We start from the raw sequence: 16,190 nt of genomic DNA on the forward strand, positions 1-16,190 counted from the left end.
AGAGTTGATCTTCTCAGCGGTTACGGCACCGCTCTCCACGGCCAAGGGCGCGGCCCACGATCACCGCGCAGGCACGCCAGCCGCAACACGATCTCGTCGTGCCGTGTAGGGTCCTCGGCGGCAACCTGGGCGGCCATGCACGCCATCCGGAACTCGCGGATGTCCCGCAGAGTCTCGAACCCGGCCCACGCGGTGACATCGTGCCCGTACGCCCGCACAAACTCCTCGTACTCCGCAGCCGTGATGCCGGCTACGGTGAACGCCTTCACCGCGGTGGAAGTCAGGTCCCATTCAGGCAGCCCGACAGAGCAACGCTCCAGGTCGAGCAATATTGCCCGCCCGTCATCGGTGGCGGCGATGTTCCCGACCCATGCGTCACCGTGCACTACGCACTCTGGTAGGCCCTCGGGCAGTTCCGCATACCGCGCCTTCAGCTCAGCAAGATGGCCGCGCATCCACGCCCGGTCCGACTTGTCGAGCGTGCCCGCTCGGTCGATCCGCTCAGGCAGCCGCACGAACGGATCCAGCCTGCCGATGTCGAACTCTGCTGGCGCAGGCAGGTCATGCAAACGGCGCAGTGCGATCGCCACCTGCAGCACTGTCCCGTACTGGTGTGGCGGCAGTTCCCGCCACCAGGTCACCGCGCGCCCGTCCACATCGGCGGGCTGGCGAACGTCTGGCCACGGCTGGACGGCGGGCACCATATTGACTTCCAGCCACCTGGCCACGGCCACCTCGCGCGCCGCGGCGGCGAGTTGGCCGACGCGAGCGACCCGGGCGATGATCCCGCCAGGCAGCCGAAAGAGGACATTCTCGCTGGCCCGGATTAGCTTGGCCCCGGCCGGGTCGAGCCCGACGCGTCGGCTGGCCGCGTCGAGCACCGCACGCGCGGCCGCCTCGGCGTTGTCGGGCTGGTTCATGGCCGAGTTGCCTCTCTGATGCGGCGCCGCAGCTCAGCCACCTGTGAGTGCCTCTGATGAGGGTGAGCGAAGCGGGAAAGCTCCTCAAGGTCGGACTGGGTGCGGCGTGACCGTACCGTGCCTGCGTCCGCGAGCGCGCGGACACCGATGTGCGCAGCTTCTTGCGGGTCACCGTTCACCATGGTCAGTGACGCCAGTTTGGTGCCGCTGATTGCCCGGGACCGTACGTAGGCGGCGCCGTGCCCTTCGACTGCGCTGGCCAGCCGGTGGGACGCCTCGCTAACGAATTGGCCGTGGATCGCCAGGTCGTAGAGGGCGTGGCCGGTATCCCCGGCATGCTGGGCCGCGTCGTAGTACCGCATCCATGGCGGCTCCTCGGACGGGTTGACGTTTGCGAACTCGTCGTCGCCGGCCCCTACCGTCGCCAATGTCTCCTGTACGCGGCCCAGCTTGGCCAGCGCCCTCGCTCTGGCCGACATCAGCATGGCGCGCTCGGACGGAGTCAGCCGGTCTGACCGCACCATGGCGAGCTCAACCAGGGTCAGGCCGTTGTCGGCGTCGCCGGTCCAGATCGCCTGCCGTGCCATCGAGGAGAGGACCTTGGCGCGTAGGTGCCAGTCGTCAGATAGGTCCGCGCACTCTAGCGCCGCCTTGAACATGCGGCGTGCATCGTCATGGGCATAGGCGTCGAACGCCATGAACGCGGCGATGTGCGAGAGATGGCCTACCGCGCTGTACAGGTCGTTGCGCAGGCTGTCGGGGCAACGAGAGTGGCGCAACAGCCCTACCGAGTAGCGAACTTGCGCAGTTACCGCTTCGCGGACGAGCCCACCGCCGTAAGTGTGATCCCAGGTGGAAAAGACGCCGGCGATGTGTCGTAGTTCCCGGATGTCGGCTGGGCTCACTGCTGCCGGGAGGTTGGCCGTGTTGGTGAAGGGTGCCAGGTCTGCCAGATCGGGAAGGGAGATAGCCGCACCCGCCCCGATCGCGGTGCGAATGAACCTTTTTCGATCCACGTCTTCAACGGTAATGGCCGGTTCCGATACGGGTCTTACTCGGCGCGGTCGGTGAAACCCGAGATCGGTGTCGCGTTCGACACCGAAAACGTGCCGAAGGGCGGCCCGATAGTCGGAGTTCGGCCACCGCACTTCACCGCGTTCGAGCTTGCCGACGTAGTGCTGACTCAGTCCTCCCTCACGCCGGTACTTCTCGAATATCCAGGCGTTGACCAGGTCAGCGATGTCCTGGCGCGACGCGCTCTCACCGGGGATCGAGGGGGAGGACAGCCCGTCCCGGGCCCGCTGGAACTGCAGGTTGGACTGCGCCATCGCATGTCTCCCTTCGTCGGCATCGTCGCACAACCTGTCACGAGAGGACCCGCGAACCTGACCACAATCTGACCACTGTCTGGCCCTTGACTGACCACGCATCTGGCGTTCCCAGACGCCCACCAGCGTTCCAGGGTGGGGGAAGGCCATCACCGTACGTGAGGAGCGGCGAATGCATGCCCTTGACGCGGCCACGCGCCAGGACCACGTTCCCCCCGCCGAAGTACCGGGACGTATGCCGGGTGACGTCTGCCAGGTCTCCCTTGAGGTGTCGTACAACCAGGGCAAGACGTGGCTTGCCGCCGGGACCCAAACGGTTCCGACGTGCAGCCCCGACAAGGCGGCACGCGCGTTCCTTATGGCGGCCATGACGAGCGCCGACGACCCCGAGCTGCTCTGGCAGGTTTCGGCGCAGCCATGCCCCGCCAACGGTCACCCGTCCTCCGTCAAGGCGGTCGTCCTGCGCAGCGACGGCCCGCCCGGATAGACCCGACACCCGCACCACACGAGACCCCATCCGAGGCCCTCTTATGAAGACCAGCAGCTCGATCACCCCGACAACGGGCGCCGGCTCCCCCGTCGATGTCCCTGTCCCGTCGACGACCGCGGGCCGGGAGGCGTCGTGAACGTGATCATTGACGCCGAGAAGGGCCGGTCCTGGGCGGTCACCGTAGAGCAGCACTGCCAAGGCTGGTGGACGGTGCTGTGGGAGCCCGGAGGCCAGCACCTCACTGCCTTCCTGAGGGGACCTTGGGAGGAAGGCGGCGCGTACTGCAAGGGCAGGACGCCCAAGGATCTGTGGCCAGCCGTGGTCAAGACTCATGACCAGTGCCGTCGTAGGGCCGCTGCTCAGGCCGCCCCGGTCGTGCCGCCCATGCTCGTGGAGCAGCTTCCCGACGCTCTGTGGAGGGCCGCCGGGTGACAAAGACACGACGTGGCCGAGCATGCAGCCGAACAAGGAGTGCGGCAGTCTCCCCACGTCCGGCGCGGAGCCGAGCAGGGCTGCCCGCGCACCATGGCGCCGGTCCGTCTCATCCCGTTGTTCACCAGGGCCAGCGCCATCTCTTCCCGCCGTCCACGGCACGGCCAACCCGGCCGTGGACGGCGGGGTCCAACTCCGGCGCGCACTGCCTGCCGACCGCGCTATTCGCCCTTCGGTTACGGCTCTGCTGCCCACAGCACCAGGCAGTGAGACGTGCGCGGAGAGAGCGGATCATGGCGAGCAACCGACCGCAACCGGTTAAGCAGAAGAAGCCCTCGATCAAATGGGACCCGTACCAGTCGCATGGCGGCACCCTCCGAATCAGCCGTACCTCGTGCTGCGGCGCCGTCGAGCTGGCCTCTGAAGGGGGCGAATACTTCGTACTGCGCTGCTCCGAAGCCGGCCACTACGAGGAGACCAGCCGCGGCCTGTACATCAAGGCAGCCGCCGCCTACCTCGCCCTCGAACAGAAGCACCACAGCGAGGACCATCGCCGCGGAGAGACGCCGGAGAGCGACGCGCACATTGACCCGTGAAAAAGACCGGCGTGGCTAGCCACCGAAGCGGCCCGCCGACAGCCACCATCGACCAGTCCAGCAACAGCACCAACAAGAAAGGGATCACCGTGACCGACGTGACTTCAGACGATGCTCGGGCCGCCGAACTCAGGGAAGCGCTCGTGGCCGAGCTCGTCGCCGGCGGGCACATCAAGACGGCCGCGGTCGAGGCCGCCTTCCGAGCCGTTCCCCGGCACATGTTCGCGCCCGACGCGACGCTGGAGAAGGCGTACGCGCTGGACATCGTGGAGGTCAAGCAGGACGAGCACGGCGTACTGACCAGCACGATGTCCGCGCCCCAGATCCAGGCCCTCCAGTTGGAGCAGGCCCAGATCCAGCCCGGCATGCGTGTCCTGGAGATCGGATCCGGCGGCTACAACGCCGCCCTGATCTCGGAGATCGTCGGCCCCGAGGGTCAGGTCACAACCATGGACATCGACCCGGATGTGACGAGCCGGGCCCGCCAGTTCCTGGACTCGGCCGGCTATTCGCAGGTGCGGGTCGTCACGGCCGACGCCGAGCACGGCTGCGAGGATCACGCCCCGTACGACGGGATCCTGGTCACCGTGGGCGCATGGGACGTCCCGCCGGCCTGGCGCAAGCAGCTCGCCAAGGGCGGCAAGCTCATCGTCCCGCTGCGGATGAAGGGCGTCACCCGATCGCTTGCACTGGAGCGCACAAACGATCACCTCGTCAGCGTGTCGGAGGGGGAGTGCGGTTTCGTCAAGATGCAGGGCTCCGGCGCCCACGACGAGCATCTGTGGCTGCTGCGCGGCAAGACGATCGGCCTGCGCTTCGATGACGGCAACCTGGACGACCCGCACCAGCTCGACGGCGTGCTAGCCACCAAGCCCGCCGCCACCTGGTCCGGGGTGACCGTCCTTCGTCCGGAGCCGTTCCCGAACCTGCCACTGTGGATGCTGACCGCGCTGCCGGGCTTCTGCAAGCTGAGCGTGGACACCAGCGAGGGTGACCCTGGCCTCGCGGTCGAGCCGGGCGGACGCTGGTTCCCCTGGGCAACCGTCGAAGGCGACTCGTTCGCCTACCTGTCCTGCCGTCCCGTGAGCGAAGGCGTCGTCGAATTCGGCGCGCACGGCTACGGGCCCCACGGGGCGCAGGTCGCCAAGTCCATCGTCGAGCAGGTGCAGGTGTGGGACCGCGACTACCGCGACCGCCCCGGCCCCGACTTCGCCGTCTGGCCGTTCGACACCCCCGACGAGATGCTGCCCGCGGGCGCGGTCATCACCAAGCGCCACACCCGCGTCACGATCGCCTGGCCCGAGGCGGCGGAATCCGCCCGGGACCAGGTAGCTCCACCGCCCACCCAGTGAAGGAGGAGAGCAACCCATGACACACGCCACCATCGAAGCACCCAGCACGGCGACGACGTCGCCCGAGATGATCCCGGACAGTGAGTTCGATCTCGACATGCACATCGTCGAGGCCAGCTTCCCGATCCCCGTGCTGGCGTGCGACACCAGCGACAACTGCGGCAGCAGCTGTAGCAGCTCCTGCGCCACCAACGTCGCCGACCCGTCCTGACCAAGCAGCCCGTGGCCGGCACCGCGCCCTGCGGTGCCAGCCACGGGCCCCACATCCCCCGAAAAGGAGGATCATGAGACCACCGCTGTACCTCCACCCATCCGGCCCGGTACTCGCTCGGGTGAGCACCTACCCCGACGATCTGGAACTGCCCGGCCATCTCCACGACCCCGACCCTCCCGCCTCCGAGGATCGGCAGTGGCTCGCGAAGGTCTGGGCACGCCCCGACGTACACGCGGCCCTACGCACCGCCAGCCCAGCACTGGCCGACCAACTCGACACCGTCCGCCTGGAGGGATCCAGCCCCGCCAAGCTGCGGCGGCTCGCCCTGGCCGTGGCGTCCTACCTGGTGCGCTGGCAGCGGCGCCCGAGCCCGTTCGGACTGTTCGCCGGGATCGTACCGGCGCTGGTCGGCCACGCGGCCAAAGCACACTTCGGAACAGCGCACCACGTTGCGGTGAACGCCGACGCAGCGTGGCTCAGCACGCTCATCGACCGCCTGGAGACGCACCCCGGGGTATTGCCGCGCCTGCCGGTGATGGTCAACAGCGCGGGATTCGTGCGCGGCGACCGGTTCGTCGTTCCCGGACGGTCCGACGACGCCACCGGCGGGCAGCAGCCCGGCCCGTTCGCGGAGATCTCTATCCGCCACACCCGGCCTGTACGTCTCGCCCTGTCGGTCGCGGCTTCGCCGATCCCGTTCGCCCAGCTCGCCGAGCAGCTCGCCGCGGCGTTCCCGTCCACGCAGCCCGGCACGATCACCGCCATGCTGACCGACCTCGTCAAGCAGGGGGTTCTGCTCACCGGGCTGCGCCCACCCATGACCGTCGTGGACGGCCTGCCGTACGTGATCGCCCGGCTTCGCGCGGCCGGCGGCGGCCTGCCCGACGTCGCTGACCTGCTGACCGATCTCGCCGACATCCAGCACGAGCTGGCCCGCCACACGACGGCGGAACCGATCAGCGTCGCCGTCACCGACCGGATGACCTCCATCTGCCGGGTGACCGGTACCGTACTGGCCGCCGACACTGCGGTGGACGGCCTGGTCAGTCTGCCGCACGCCGTGCTTGATGAGGCGGCCACGGCTGCGTCGATGCTGTTGCGCCTGACCACGCGCCCGTTCGGCGCCGAGGTGTGGCGAGACTTCCACGTCGCCTTCCGGGCCCGGTACGGGCCGGGCGCGCTCGTACCGGTGCGGGAGCTGATCGCCGACTCAGGGCTCGGGTTACCTGCCGGGTTCGTCGGCGCGGCGCGCAGGCGGCCCGCCCGCGCACTGACCGACCGCGACAGCGCGGTTTTGGCGCTCATCCAGCAGGCCGCAATCGACGGCCGCCAGGAGATCACGCTGACCGAGCCGCTGATCCGGGAGCTGACGATCGGCGACCCCGCCGAGATGGTCGCCCCGCAGCGCGTCGAATTGGCCTTCCAGGTGCACGCCGCCACCGCCGAGGCTGTCGAACGTGGCGCGTTCACCTTGTGGGTGACCGGCGTGCCCAGACCCGCCAGCAGCATGGTCGGCCGGTTCGCGCACCTGCTCCCGCAGCAGGACCGGGACCTACTGGCCGCATCCTTCGCCGCACCGGACGATGACGCCGTGGCGGCGCAGCTTTCCTTCCCACCCCGCCGCCGACGCAGCGAGCACGTCATCCGCGTGCCGCAGCTCCTGCCTGCGGTGATCTCCCTGGCGGAGCATCCCACCGCAGAAACCGAGCTGATCAGCGTGGACGATCTCGCGGTGACCGCCGACTCGACGCAGATGTACCTGGTGCAGCTCTCGACCGGCCGCCGAATCGTGCCCCGAGTGCTGCATGCGCTGGAGGCGTTGGTGCACACGCCGCCGCTGGCGCGGTTCCTCGCCGGAGTCGCCGGCGCCCGGCACGCCGTGTACGGCCCGTTCGACTTCGGCGCGGCCCGCGGGCTGCCGCACTTACCAAGGCTCCGGTACGGCCGCAGCGTGCTGGCTCCGGCCCGCTGGATCCTGGGAGCCGCAGACCTCGCCGGACGGCGCGACCCCCTGAACGTGTGGGAGAAACACCTGGACGCCTGGTGTGAGCGGTGGCATGTCCCGTCCTGGGTCGTGGTGTGCGAGGAGGAACAACGACTCCCGCTCAACCTCGACTCTCGACGAGACCGGATCCTGCTGCGTACCCGGCTGGACCGCGCCGGACGGCTCGAACTGCGCGAGCACCCCGCCCCGGGCTGGGTCGGCCGTGCGTGCGAATTCGTCGCACCGCTGACCGCCACCCCACACACGCGCCGCCCCGCCCTGCCCGCTGCCGTGCAGCGGCCCACAACCATGCTCATGCCCGGCGCCGGAGACCTGGTGCACGCGCGCATGCTTGGTCACCCCGCCCGCTACGACGAGATTCTGACCGATCACGTGCCTCGCCTCCTCGACTCCCTCGACCTCGGACGCTGGTGGTTCCGCCGCTACCGCGACACCCTCCGGCCCGACAGCCTCCAAGAACTGTGGCTCTACCTCCACCTGGGCAGCCCCGACCAGTACGGCGCGGCCGCCGCCCGCCTGGCCGACTTCGCCACCGACCTTCAGTCCCGGGGGCTGCTCGCCCACCTGTCGCTGGTGCCGTATCAGCCGCAGACCGGCCGATACGGTCCCGGCGTGACGATGGCGGCCGCGCACGAGGTGGCCGTAGCTGATTCCGCCGCCGCGCTGGCCCAGATCAGCCTGGCTGCCCGTGCCGGCCTGCCCGCCCAGGCGATCGCCGCTGCGTCGATGGCCGATCTCGCCGTCAGCCTCGCCCCCGATCCCGGCGAAGGATGCCGGTGGCTGATCGGCCTGCTCCCGCAGGAGCGCGGGAAGCTGGACCGGGCACTGCGCGACACGACGCTGCGCCTGACTGCCCCCGCCGACGATCACCGGGAGCTTCGCCGCCACCCGGGCGGGCCGGAGGTGGCCACCACATGGGAGGCCCGGAGAGCCGCGATGGACGCCTACCGCGCCTGGCTCACCGGCCACCGTGAGCCCGTCACCGTGCTCCGGTCCCTGCTGCACGATCACCACGTCCGCGCCCTCGGCGTCAACCCCGACACCGAGCAGGTCACCAACCGGCTGGCCCGCGCCGCCGCCATGCGCCGCCTGGCCCTCGAAGAGGCCGCACGATGACCACACCACCCGACAGCGCTTCGGCTCAGTCGCTATCCAGGGGCACGGCCGGGATGGCGCTGCTGCACATCGAGCGCGCCCACGCTGGAGAGCAATCCTGGCCCAGCGCGCACGCCTGGATCAAGGCCGCCACCCGCGACGAAATCAGCGCGGCCGACCACGCCGGGCTCTACTTCGGCGCCCCCGCCATCAGCTTCATCCTGCACGCCGCCGAGGCCGACCACACCCACCGCTACGGCACCCACACCGCAGCCATCGACGCCCACGTCACCCGGCTCGCCGAACGCCGGCTCGCACACGCAACCACCCGCATCGAGCAGGGCCAACCGGGGGCGTTCCAGGAATATGACCTGTTCCACGGCCTGACCGGGATCGCCGCGCTGCTCCTGCGTCACGTCCCCGACGCCAACATCCTCCCCCCGATTCTGCGCCACCTCGTACGGCTGACCCAACCCGCCGACGATGGGCTGCCCGGCTGGTGGGTCGGCCACAACCCCGACCCGGTCTCGCCCACACCGGGCGGGCACGCCAACTTCGGCATGGCCCACGGCATCACGGGCGTGCTCGCCCTGCTCGCCGTCGCGCTCCGCGACGGCATCACCGTCGACGGGCACGCCGACGCGATCCTGCGCATCTGCGCCTGGCTCGACCAGTGGCGCCAGGACGGCGAGAAGGGACCGTGGTGGCCCCAATGGGTCACCCGCCCGGAGCTGGATACCGGCCGCGTCCGGCAGCAAGGACCGCTGTGCCCCTCGTGGTGCTACGGCACCGTGGGGATCGCCCGTGCCCTCCAGTTGGCCGCCATCGCTCTCGGCGACACCCGCCGCCAACGTCTCGCCGAGCACGCCATGGCCGCCTGCCTCGCCGACCCTGCCCAACTTCGGTACCTCACCGAACCTGGGCTCTGCCACGGCGTCGCCGGCGTCTACCAAACCTCATGGCGCGCGGCCCGCGACGCGCTCAGCCCACGGATCGCCGCGCACCTGCCCACGCTGGCCAAGCTGCTCAGCAAGCACGCCGCAGCTCATCAGCGCGACGGCGGTCTGCTCACCGGAGCCGCCGGCCTCGCGCTGGCCCTGCGCACCTCCACTCACGCCACACCCCCACGTTCGGGATGGGACACATGCCTACTGATCACCTGACTGTCGCGCCGAGCCGGACGGCCGATGCCGTGCTGGCGGTGCTGTCCGGCACGCCTGTAGAGGTGGCCGCGGCCGCGATCAACGTGCAACCCGGGGACCTCGCCATCGCGGTCGAGGTCTACCAGACGGCCGGGCGCGAAGCGTTGGAAGCCCGCACCGCCGATGGCGGCTGGTACCACGTCAACCTCCAGTTCCCTGGGGACACTGCCGAGCAGGCGGCGGCCGCCCTCCTCCAGCGACTGGACGGGCTCCGCGAGCGCGAGATGATCGACGCGTGGTGGTTCATCCGCAAGCATCCGGGCTGGCGGCTGAGACTGCGGCCGCGCACCGGTGTCGTCTCCGAGGGGCTGAGGGCCGCGACCAACGCCGTGCTGAATGACCTCACGGTCTCCGGCGTTCTCGAGCGGTGGTGGCCGGCTATCTACGAGGCGGAAACGGCCTCGTTCGGCGGCCCTGTCGGGATGGAGATCGCCCATGAGCTGTTCTGCGCCGACAGCCGCCGGATCCTCACCCATCTGCGGCAGCCCGCGCCCGAGGTGGGCCGCAAGGAACTGTCGATGATGCTGTGCAGCATCATGTTGAGCGCCGCCGGGCTGGACCGGTTCGAGCGCGGCGACCTCTGGAACCGGGTCGCCGAGCTGCGCCTTCTTCCCGCCGACACGCCACCCGGTCGGCTGGAGGCCATGGCCGACAAGCTTCGCCCGCTGGTGGCCTCCCCCCTGGGCACGATCACCCCCTGCGGGCCGCTTGCCTTCGCTGAGTCGTGGGCTATCGACTTCCGCCAGACCGGGCAGGCCCTGCGTGAGGCTGCGTCGGCGGGGCAACTCAGCCGAGGCATCCGTCACGTCCTGACACACGTGGTGATCTTCCACTGGAACCGTCTCGGCCTCTCCTCCACCACGCAGGCCATCCTCAGCCGCGCGGCGCGCGAAGCCCTGCTACCTTCCGGGAGTTGACCGATGACTGCCCTGAACCTCGCTCACATCGCCCGGCGGTTCCCGCTGGTCGACCGGCCCCGCCCCGCGTACCCGCCGATCGAGGAGCGGATCAACGAGATCACCCGCCTCGCCGCTGACGCCGACCGCTCCGACGAGCCTCTTCCGGTCGTCGCCCAGGCGCTCAACAAGGCGGCGCTGATCGCCAGTGACTGCGGGCTGCCCGACTTAGCGCGAGAGCTGTGCTGGCGCCAGGTCGGCCCCTACCGCTCCGCCGAGCGCCTGACCATCCAGCAGGCCAGGCACATGCTCGAACCGGTCGTCAACCTTGCCCGGCTGCGCATCCGCGCCGACGACGCGGCCGCCGCCTGGAGCCTGCTCAACACCCTCCACCACGCCCTCAAGGCCAACACCGACCCGGTAATCGAGGGTATCCCCCTGCCGACCAGCGACCTGACCGGCAGCACGGAAGAGTACCGGGAGCTGCGGCGCTGGATGTGGGGTGTCTATCTGTCCGAGGGCACCCGCGCCCTCGTGCAGTTGGGCCGCTGGCAGGAGGCGCTCACCCACGCCGACCAGAACAAGGGCATCGGCCGGCACCTGCTGGACGGACGGCAGGTCAAGATCGTCAGCGGTTGTCTCGCCGGGGACGCTGGCGTCGCCCTGGCGGTGCTGGAGCAGAGCACTCTCTCCGAACCGTGGGAGGCGCAGGTGGCGGCATGCCTGTGGGTGATGTGCCGCCTGGCCGCCGGCGACTCCGCAAAGCGCGAGGTCATCCGGATGATCGAACAGTACCTTGCAGGTACGCGAGCACCCGGACAGGCCGTCTTCCGCGCCCGTCTCGGTCTGACCGTCGTCGACCTCACAGCCCGCGCCGACCCAACGAAGCTCGGCCCGGCGTACGCCTGCCTCATCAGCGAAGCCCTCGCATCCGCGGACGGATACGTCGCGCGGGAAGTGCTCTCCCACGAGGGGTGCAAAGCAATGCTCATCGGCACCGAGGAGCAGGCGCTCGCCACGGCCATGCAGTCCTCCGGGCTGGGGCTCCGCACGATCCCAGCCCACCTGATGCCCGACTTCTTCGCGGCGGTGATGCTGTGCGAGACGGTGCTGGAGCGGAGCCTCCCCCTACCCCCTCGGCCGCCGCACTTGCGCGATGACGACAGCTCGGCGCCTGATGCGCCGCACTTCAGTGTCGTCAATGGGTACGCGCAGCAGTAGGAGCCACCCCCGGCCGAGGTTGTGAACCCCGCGGATCAACCACGGCGGCCGCCTCGGTTTCGGCCCGGTTCCGAGGCGGCGCGGCCGTGGGACGGCAACGCTGACCGTCGTCCCACGGCCGCTTTCCTCACGGCCGACGCTGAAGGACACGCCATGGACCTCCCCCTCACCCCTGACGGCGGCTTCTACGGCTGGGCGCCAACCGAAGGTTCACCGCGCTGGCGTTGGGTGGCCTGGCTGTTCGACTGCTCCAGCGAGCCGACCCGTCGCACGGGCACTGACAGCTCGACCTCGATGAACTCCCACGGCGCCCCCAACTCCACCAGCTCCGGCAGTACAGGCCGCCGCCTCATGTCGAACGGCGCCAGGCCCCAGGCCGGATCGGTGAAGTAGCGGTACGCCGCCGTGGGCAGCGCCACCGGCACGCATCGCTCCTCGACCACCCTGCGGAGCAGCTGCTCCCTCATGCGCCGCTCGATCCCCTCGCGGAAGAGGGTGTCCTCCCACATCTGGCGGTGCAGGTTCGGCTCCATGTAGGTGATGACGGTGTCGTGGGCGGCGAGTGCCTCCGCGACCGAGTAGCGCGACGAGGCCGGCAGTCGCCACAGGTTGCCTCGGTTATCTTGGGTTTTGGCCTCTTGCCGCGGGTCGGAGCGAGCCGATCTCCTCAGGCACGTAAGCCACGTTGACCGGTGCTGAAGGCATGTTGCCTCGAGAGCGCGCTCTGGTTCTTTGGCACCAGCTCAGGATTCGTAGTGATCGACCTTAGCGGCGGACTCAGCGGTGATGTGACGATGGGAGGCCTCCTCGCCCAGGCGTATGTAGCGGGCGAGAATGGCCAAGTGCTGATGACAGCACTGCATAGTTCCTGCCGGATCTCAGGTGTCATCGTCCGCCAGCGGCAGACCATACCGACGCAGCCGATCCGCCTCCTCCGAGCCTTGGTCGGCCAGCAGCCTGATCAGCGTCTGGGCGGCATAGGGGGTACCGACAAGGACCAGGGCACGCAGGTCCTCGATGCGACCCTGGCGGGCCAGCAGCTCAGCCAACTCCCGGGCGGCGTGGACGTTGCCGGTATCTGCCAGGGCGCGCAGGTCTTCAACGCGGCGCTGTCTAGACAACAGCTCGGCCAGCCGCAAGGCGGCGTAACTGTTGGTGGTCTCGGCAGGGACGCGCATGACGGCGATGGCTTCCTCGACGTGGCCTTGATCGGCCAGCAGCTCAGCCAGCTCCCCTGCTGCGGAGGGATTGCCAGTGTTGGCCAGGACGGTGATGGCTTCCTCGACGCGCCCCTGCTTGGCCAGCAGCTCAGCCAATAGCCGAGGGGCGGGAGAATTCCCGGTGCCAGCTGCCTGTAGGACGTCAATGGCTTCCTCGACGCGGCCCCGCTCGGCCAACTGGCCAGCCAGCAGTCGGGAGGCGAAGTCGTTGCCGGTGTCGGCCAGGGCGCGCAGGTCCTCAATGCCCTGCCTAGCCGACAGGTGGGCCAACCGCAAGGCGGCGGGCTCGCTGCCGGCGTCAGCCATAGCGCGCAGGTCCTCGATACGGCCCTGCTCGGCCAACAGACCAGTTAACCATGGTGCGGCGTCGTCGTTGCCGGTGTCGGCCAGGGCGCGCAGGTCCTCGATACGGCCCTGCTTGGCCAACAGGGGGGCCAGCCGCCGGGAGGCGTGGTTGTTGCCGGTGTCGGCCAGGGCACGCAGGTCCTCGATGCGACCCTGGCGGGCCAGCAGCTCAGCCAGCTCCCAAGCGGCGTGGTTGTTGCCGGTGTCGGCCAGGGCACGCAGGTCCTGGGTGTTGCCCTGCTGAGACAGCAGGGCAGCCAGCTCCCGGGCGGCGTGGTCGCTGCCGGTGTCGGCCAAGGCGCGCAGGTCCTCAATACGGCTCTGCTCGACCAGCAGCTTGGCCAGCCCCTGGGTGGCGTGGTCGTCGCCTGTGTCGGCTGGAGGGCGTAGGACGGTGATGGCTTCCCTGATGCGGTCCTGGCTGATCAACAGGTCGGCCAGCAGGTGGGCCAGTCGCTGGGAGAGGTATGCGTTGCCGGTGTCGGTTGGGGCGCGTAGGACGTCGATGGCTTCCTCGATGCCGCCCTGCTTGGCCAGCAGTTTGGCCAGCTGCAAAGCGGCGGCGGCGTCGCCGTTGTCGGCCGGGGCGCGTAGGACGGTGATGGCTTCCCTGATGCGGTCCTGGCTGATCAGCAGGTCGGCCAGCTTTCGGGCAGCGTGGTTGTTGCCGGTGTCGGCCAGGGCACGCAGGTCCTGGGTGTTGCCCTGCTGAGACAGCAGGTCGGCCAGCTCCCGGGCAGCGTGGTCGCTGCCGGTGTCGGCCAGGGCGCGTAGGACGTCGATGGCTTCCTCGATGCGGCGCTGGTTGGCCAGCTGCAAGCCGGCGTAGACGTTGCCGGCGTCGGCCAGGACACGCAGATCCTCAACACGGCCCTGCTTGGCCAGCAGCTCGGCCAGCCACTGCGCGGCCTCGCCTTGGGTAATAGGGGTCGGGGTCAGGAGGAGCTCCTCGGCACAGCTGTACAACAGCCGATCTACGGCAGCCGCAGCGGCGCGTTCCCGATCCTCGGGGCTGGTCAGGTACTCGATCAAAGCATGCCAAGTGGAGGCCGGCACCTTGCTCGATCGGCGCTGTTGCCCGATCGTCTGCTGCAGGTAGTCGGCGATCACGTAGCCGCGCTGGCCGCCCATGGTGCCGGGCGGGGCGATCGGGTCCAGCACCGCGGCGGCGCCTTCGAGCTTCAGGGTGAGATACGCCATGGCGGCCTCGAACCAGTTGCCGGGCGCCACCGCGCGTTGACGCGCATCGCAGTAGCCAGGTGCCGCCCGGCGCAGCAAGTCGCTGCTCATCGCGGATCGCACCCCGAGCCTGCCGGCATCCACAACGGCCTCCAGCACCGCGCGAGCATACGGGTCGGCGGCCTTGGCGTGACGGGTCAGCTCCGGAGCAGCGGCGATCGCCGGAAACAGGTCATAGCCCATGATCTGCAGTCCCGCCTCAAGGCGTTTGTCGCCTGAGGCTGCAGCCCGAGCCCGTTCGGCGAAGCTCAACGCCTTCGGCATGGTAATCGTTGCCGCCTGCTTTTTGACCACCTCCCACTCGGCGGCGTAGGAGCGGGAATGCTCCGGCCCGGGCTGGCGGGCGTAGGCGCGATAGAAGTCGTCGCGCATCGTGGCGATCAGCAGCATGCCGCGGCCCGTCAGCGACCGGACCAGGTCCGCGGTGAGGCCGGCAGCGCCGATGAGATAATTTTGCAGCTCATCCAGCCACACCACCAACTGCGCCGGAGGGTTGGCCGCAGCATGGCGGATCTGCTCGACGTCGGCCGGCTGCAGCAGCCACCAGTGCGGGAGCAGGTCCTGAACGGCCGCACAGGCGCATCGGGTCTTGCCCACCGAGGACTCCCCGACCAGCAGCAGCAGCCGTCCCTGCCCACCGTCGACGGCGTTGCGGATCAACGCGCGCACGCCGGCTGAATCGATGTCGGTGTCCCGCTCCACATAGACCGGCTGATCACCGGCGGCGCCAGGGACGTCGATAGCATCGTGCACCCCCAGATCGCGCAGCTTGGCATCACCGGCCCGCACAAGGTTGACCAGCCGCGCAAGGTCCGGCTCGCGGCTCTCTCCCCTGGCGCGTCTGCGGGCTGCCTGCCACGCCTCGTGCCGGTCTCTGGACACCCCACAGATGCGCAGGAACGCCGCGAGCGTCCGCTCGCTGGGCCGCCCCCTGCGGAACATGTCACTGACGGTCTGCTTGGCCAGCGTCTCCGGCGGCCTTAGCTCACCTGCGGCGATTTCGACGTCCCGAGGGCCGCGCGACCCGGCCAGAGCCTTCAACGCCCGCGCCAACTGCTCACAGGTGTGCACCGTGGCCGGGTCCGGCGGTTTGGCTGGCGAGCCCGGCGCTGTCATCGCACCGTTGGGATCCATCAAGGCTCCTGCACCTGTCGACTTACCGGATGAGAAGGCCGGGCCAACTCACGAGTCTTGCCGGTATCTCCAGTTTCCCGCCTCAACGAGGCCGGTGCGCTTGCTCTGGTCCGATACGTCCGTCCGGTCCGAGACAACTGCCGGACGCCACATCCACGCCGCCAATGGGAAGCACCGGGCCGGAACCGCTCCAGCCCCTACCCATCGACGGAGTACACGACCATGCAGCACCTAACCGACTTCATTCCGCTGGCAGTGGCAACCGTCAACCTCATCACCGCACTCCTCGCCCAGCGCGCCGTCCGCCGCCAGCGGGAGCGGCAGGAAGGCAGCGACTCCAGCGCTCGCGAATCCTCCACCGAGGAGGACGACAGCCGTGGGCGGTAGAGGCCTGGCTATCCGAGGTTGCCTGCACGTGAAACGGACAAGAGCGTGACGGCCCCGGACGGTGACTCGGGGCCGGGTACGGGCTGGGCGATCGCGGCCGTGGGCTGGCCAAGG

14 protein-coding genes are annotated in these 16,190 nt (G+C 69.4%); 10 read left to right on the forward strand and 4 right to left on the reverse strand.

From position 1 onward, the window contains the following. Positions 1–20 precede the first annotated feature (20 nt). Both ACFKCF_RS36320 and ACFKCF_RS36325 read right to left on the reverse strand, forming a co-directional pair. Positions 21–920: a phosphotransferase family protein gene (locus ACFKCF_RS36320; protein ID WP_394499824.1), complete on the reverse strand. Its 900-nt coding sequence runs from the start codon at positions 918–920 to the stop codon at positions 21–23. Next, on the reverse strand, positions 917–2,248 hold the full coding sequence (locus ACFKCF_RS36325; RefSeq protein ID WP_394499825.1) for a hypothetical protein: 1,332 nt from the start codon (positions 2,246–2,248) through the stop codon (positions 917–919). Before ACFKCF_RS36325 ends, ACFKCF_RS36320 begins: the two co-directional genes overlap by 4 nt. 172 nt (positions 2,249–2,420) lie before the next feature. Here ACFKCF_RS36325 and ACFKCF_RS36330 point away from each other — a divergent pair, with 172 nt between their 5' ends. From ACFKCF_RS36330 to ACFKCF_RS36370, 9 genes are all read left to right on the forward strand, one after another. After that, positions 2,421–2,735, forward strand: a complete 315-nt coding sequence (locus ACFKCF_RS36330; protein ID WP_394499826.1) for a hypothetical protein — start codon at positions 2,421–2,423, stop codon at positions 2,733–2,735. A gap of 135 nt (positions 2,736–2,870) precedes the next feature. After that, a complete protein-coding gene (locus tag ACFKCF_RS36335) occupies positions 2,871–3,170 on the forward strand; it encodes a hypothetical protein (RefSeq protein ID WP_394499827.1) in 300 nt (99 codons plus the stop codon). 293 nt (positions 3,171–3,463) lie between these two features. Continuing rightward, positions 3,464–3,766 carry a hypothetical protein gene (locus ACFKCF_RS36340; RefSeq protein WP_394499828.1) on the forward strand — a complete coding sequence of 101 codons (303 nt, stop codon included), beginning with the start codon at positions 3,464–3,466 and terminating at the stop codon, positions 3,764–3,766. Positions 3,767–3,864: 98 nt separating this feature from the next. Further along, entirely contained in the window at positions 3,865–5,118 is a 1,254-nt protein-coding gene (gene fxlM / locus ACFKCF_RS36345) for a methyltransferase, FxLD system (RefSeq protein WP_394499829.1), read from the forward strand. A 16-nt stretch (positions 5,119–5,134) separates the two neighbouring features. Next, positions 5,135–5,329 carry an FxLD family lanthipeptide gene (gene fxlA / locus ACFKCF_RS36350; protein ID WP_394499830.1) on the forward strand — a complete coding sequence of 65 codons (195 nt, stop codon included), beginning with the start codon at positions 5,135–5,137 and terminating at the stop codon, positions 5,327–5,329. Between the two features lie 73 nt (positions 5,330–5,402). Continuing rightward, positions 5,403–8,453 carry a lantibiotic dehydratase gene (locus ACFKCF_RS36355; RefSeq protein ID WP_394499831.1) on the forward strand — a complete coding sequence of 1,017 codons (3,051 nt, stop codon included), beginning with the start codon at positions 5,403–5,405 and terminating at the stop codon, positions 8,451–8,453. Next, the gene (locus ACFKCF_RS36360; RefSeq protein ID WP_394499832.1) at positions 8,450–9,595 is read left to right on the forward strand and encodes a lanthionine synthetase C family protein; all 1,146 of its coding nucleotides are present in this window, start codon (positions 8,450–8,452) and stop codon (positions 9,593–9,595) included. Before ACFKCF_RS36355 ends, ACFKCF_RS36360 begins: the two co-directional genes overlap by 4 nt. Then, on the forward strand, positions 9,577–10,551 hold the full coding sequence (locus ACFKCF_RS36365) for a thiopeptide-type bacteriocin biosynthesis protein (protein WP_394499833.1): 975 nt from the start codon (positions 9,577–9,579) through the stop codon (positions 10,549–10,551). The genes ACFKCF_RS36360 and ACFKCF_RS36365 overlap by 19 nt, the downstream gene beginning before the upstream one ends. Before the next feature lie 3 nt (positions 10,552–10,554). Then, on the forward strand, positions 10,555–11,751 hold the full coding sequence (locus tag ACFKCF_RS36370) for a hypothetical protein (protein ID WP_394499834.1): 1,197 nt from the start codon (positions 10,555–10,557) through the stop codon (positions 11,749–11,751). A gap of 185 nt (positions 11,752–11,936) precedes the next feature. Here the strand turns inward: ACFKCF_RS36370 and ACFKCF_RS36375 are convergent, their stop codons facing one another. Both ACFKCF_RS36375 and ACFKCF_RS36380 read right to left on the reverse strand, forming a co-directional pair. After that, positions 11,937–12,284, reverse strand: a complete 348-nt coding sequence (locus ACFKCF_RS36375; RefSeq protein ID WP_394499835.1) for a hypothetical protein — start codon at positions 12,282–12,284, stop codon at positions 11,937–11,939. A 345-nt stretch (positions 12,285–12,629) separates the two neighbouring features. Next, positions 12,630–15,689, reverse strand: coding sequence for a hypothetical protein (locus tag ACFKCF_RS36380; RefSeq protein ID WP_394499836.1), 3,060 nt, complete (start codon positions 15,687–15,689; stop codon positions 12,630–12,632). A gap of 222 nt (positions 15,690–15,911) precedes the next feature. On the opposite strand from ACFKCF_RS36380, the gene ACFKCF_RS36385 reads away from it, so the two are divergent. After that, on the forward strand, positions 15,912–16,076 hold the full coding sequence (locus tag ACFKCF_RS36385) for a hypothetical protein (protein WP_394499837.1): 165 nt from the start codon (positions 15,912–15,914) through the stop codon (positions 16,074–16,076). The last annotated feature ends 114 nt before the right edge of the window (positions 16,077–16,190 follow it).

The sequence above is a fragment of the Nonomuraea sp. JJY05 genome, assembly GCF_043496855.1.
Lineage (GTDB): Bacteria > Actinomycetota > Actinomycetes > Streptosporangiales > Streptosporangiaceae > Nonomuraea.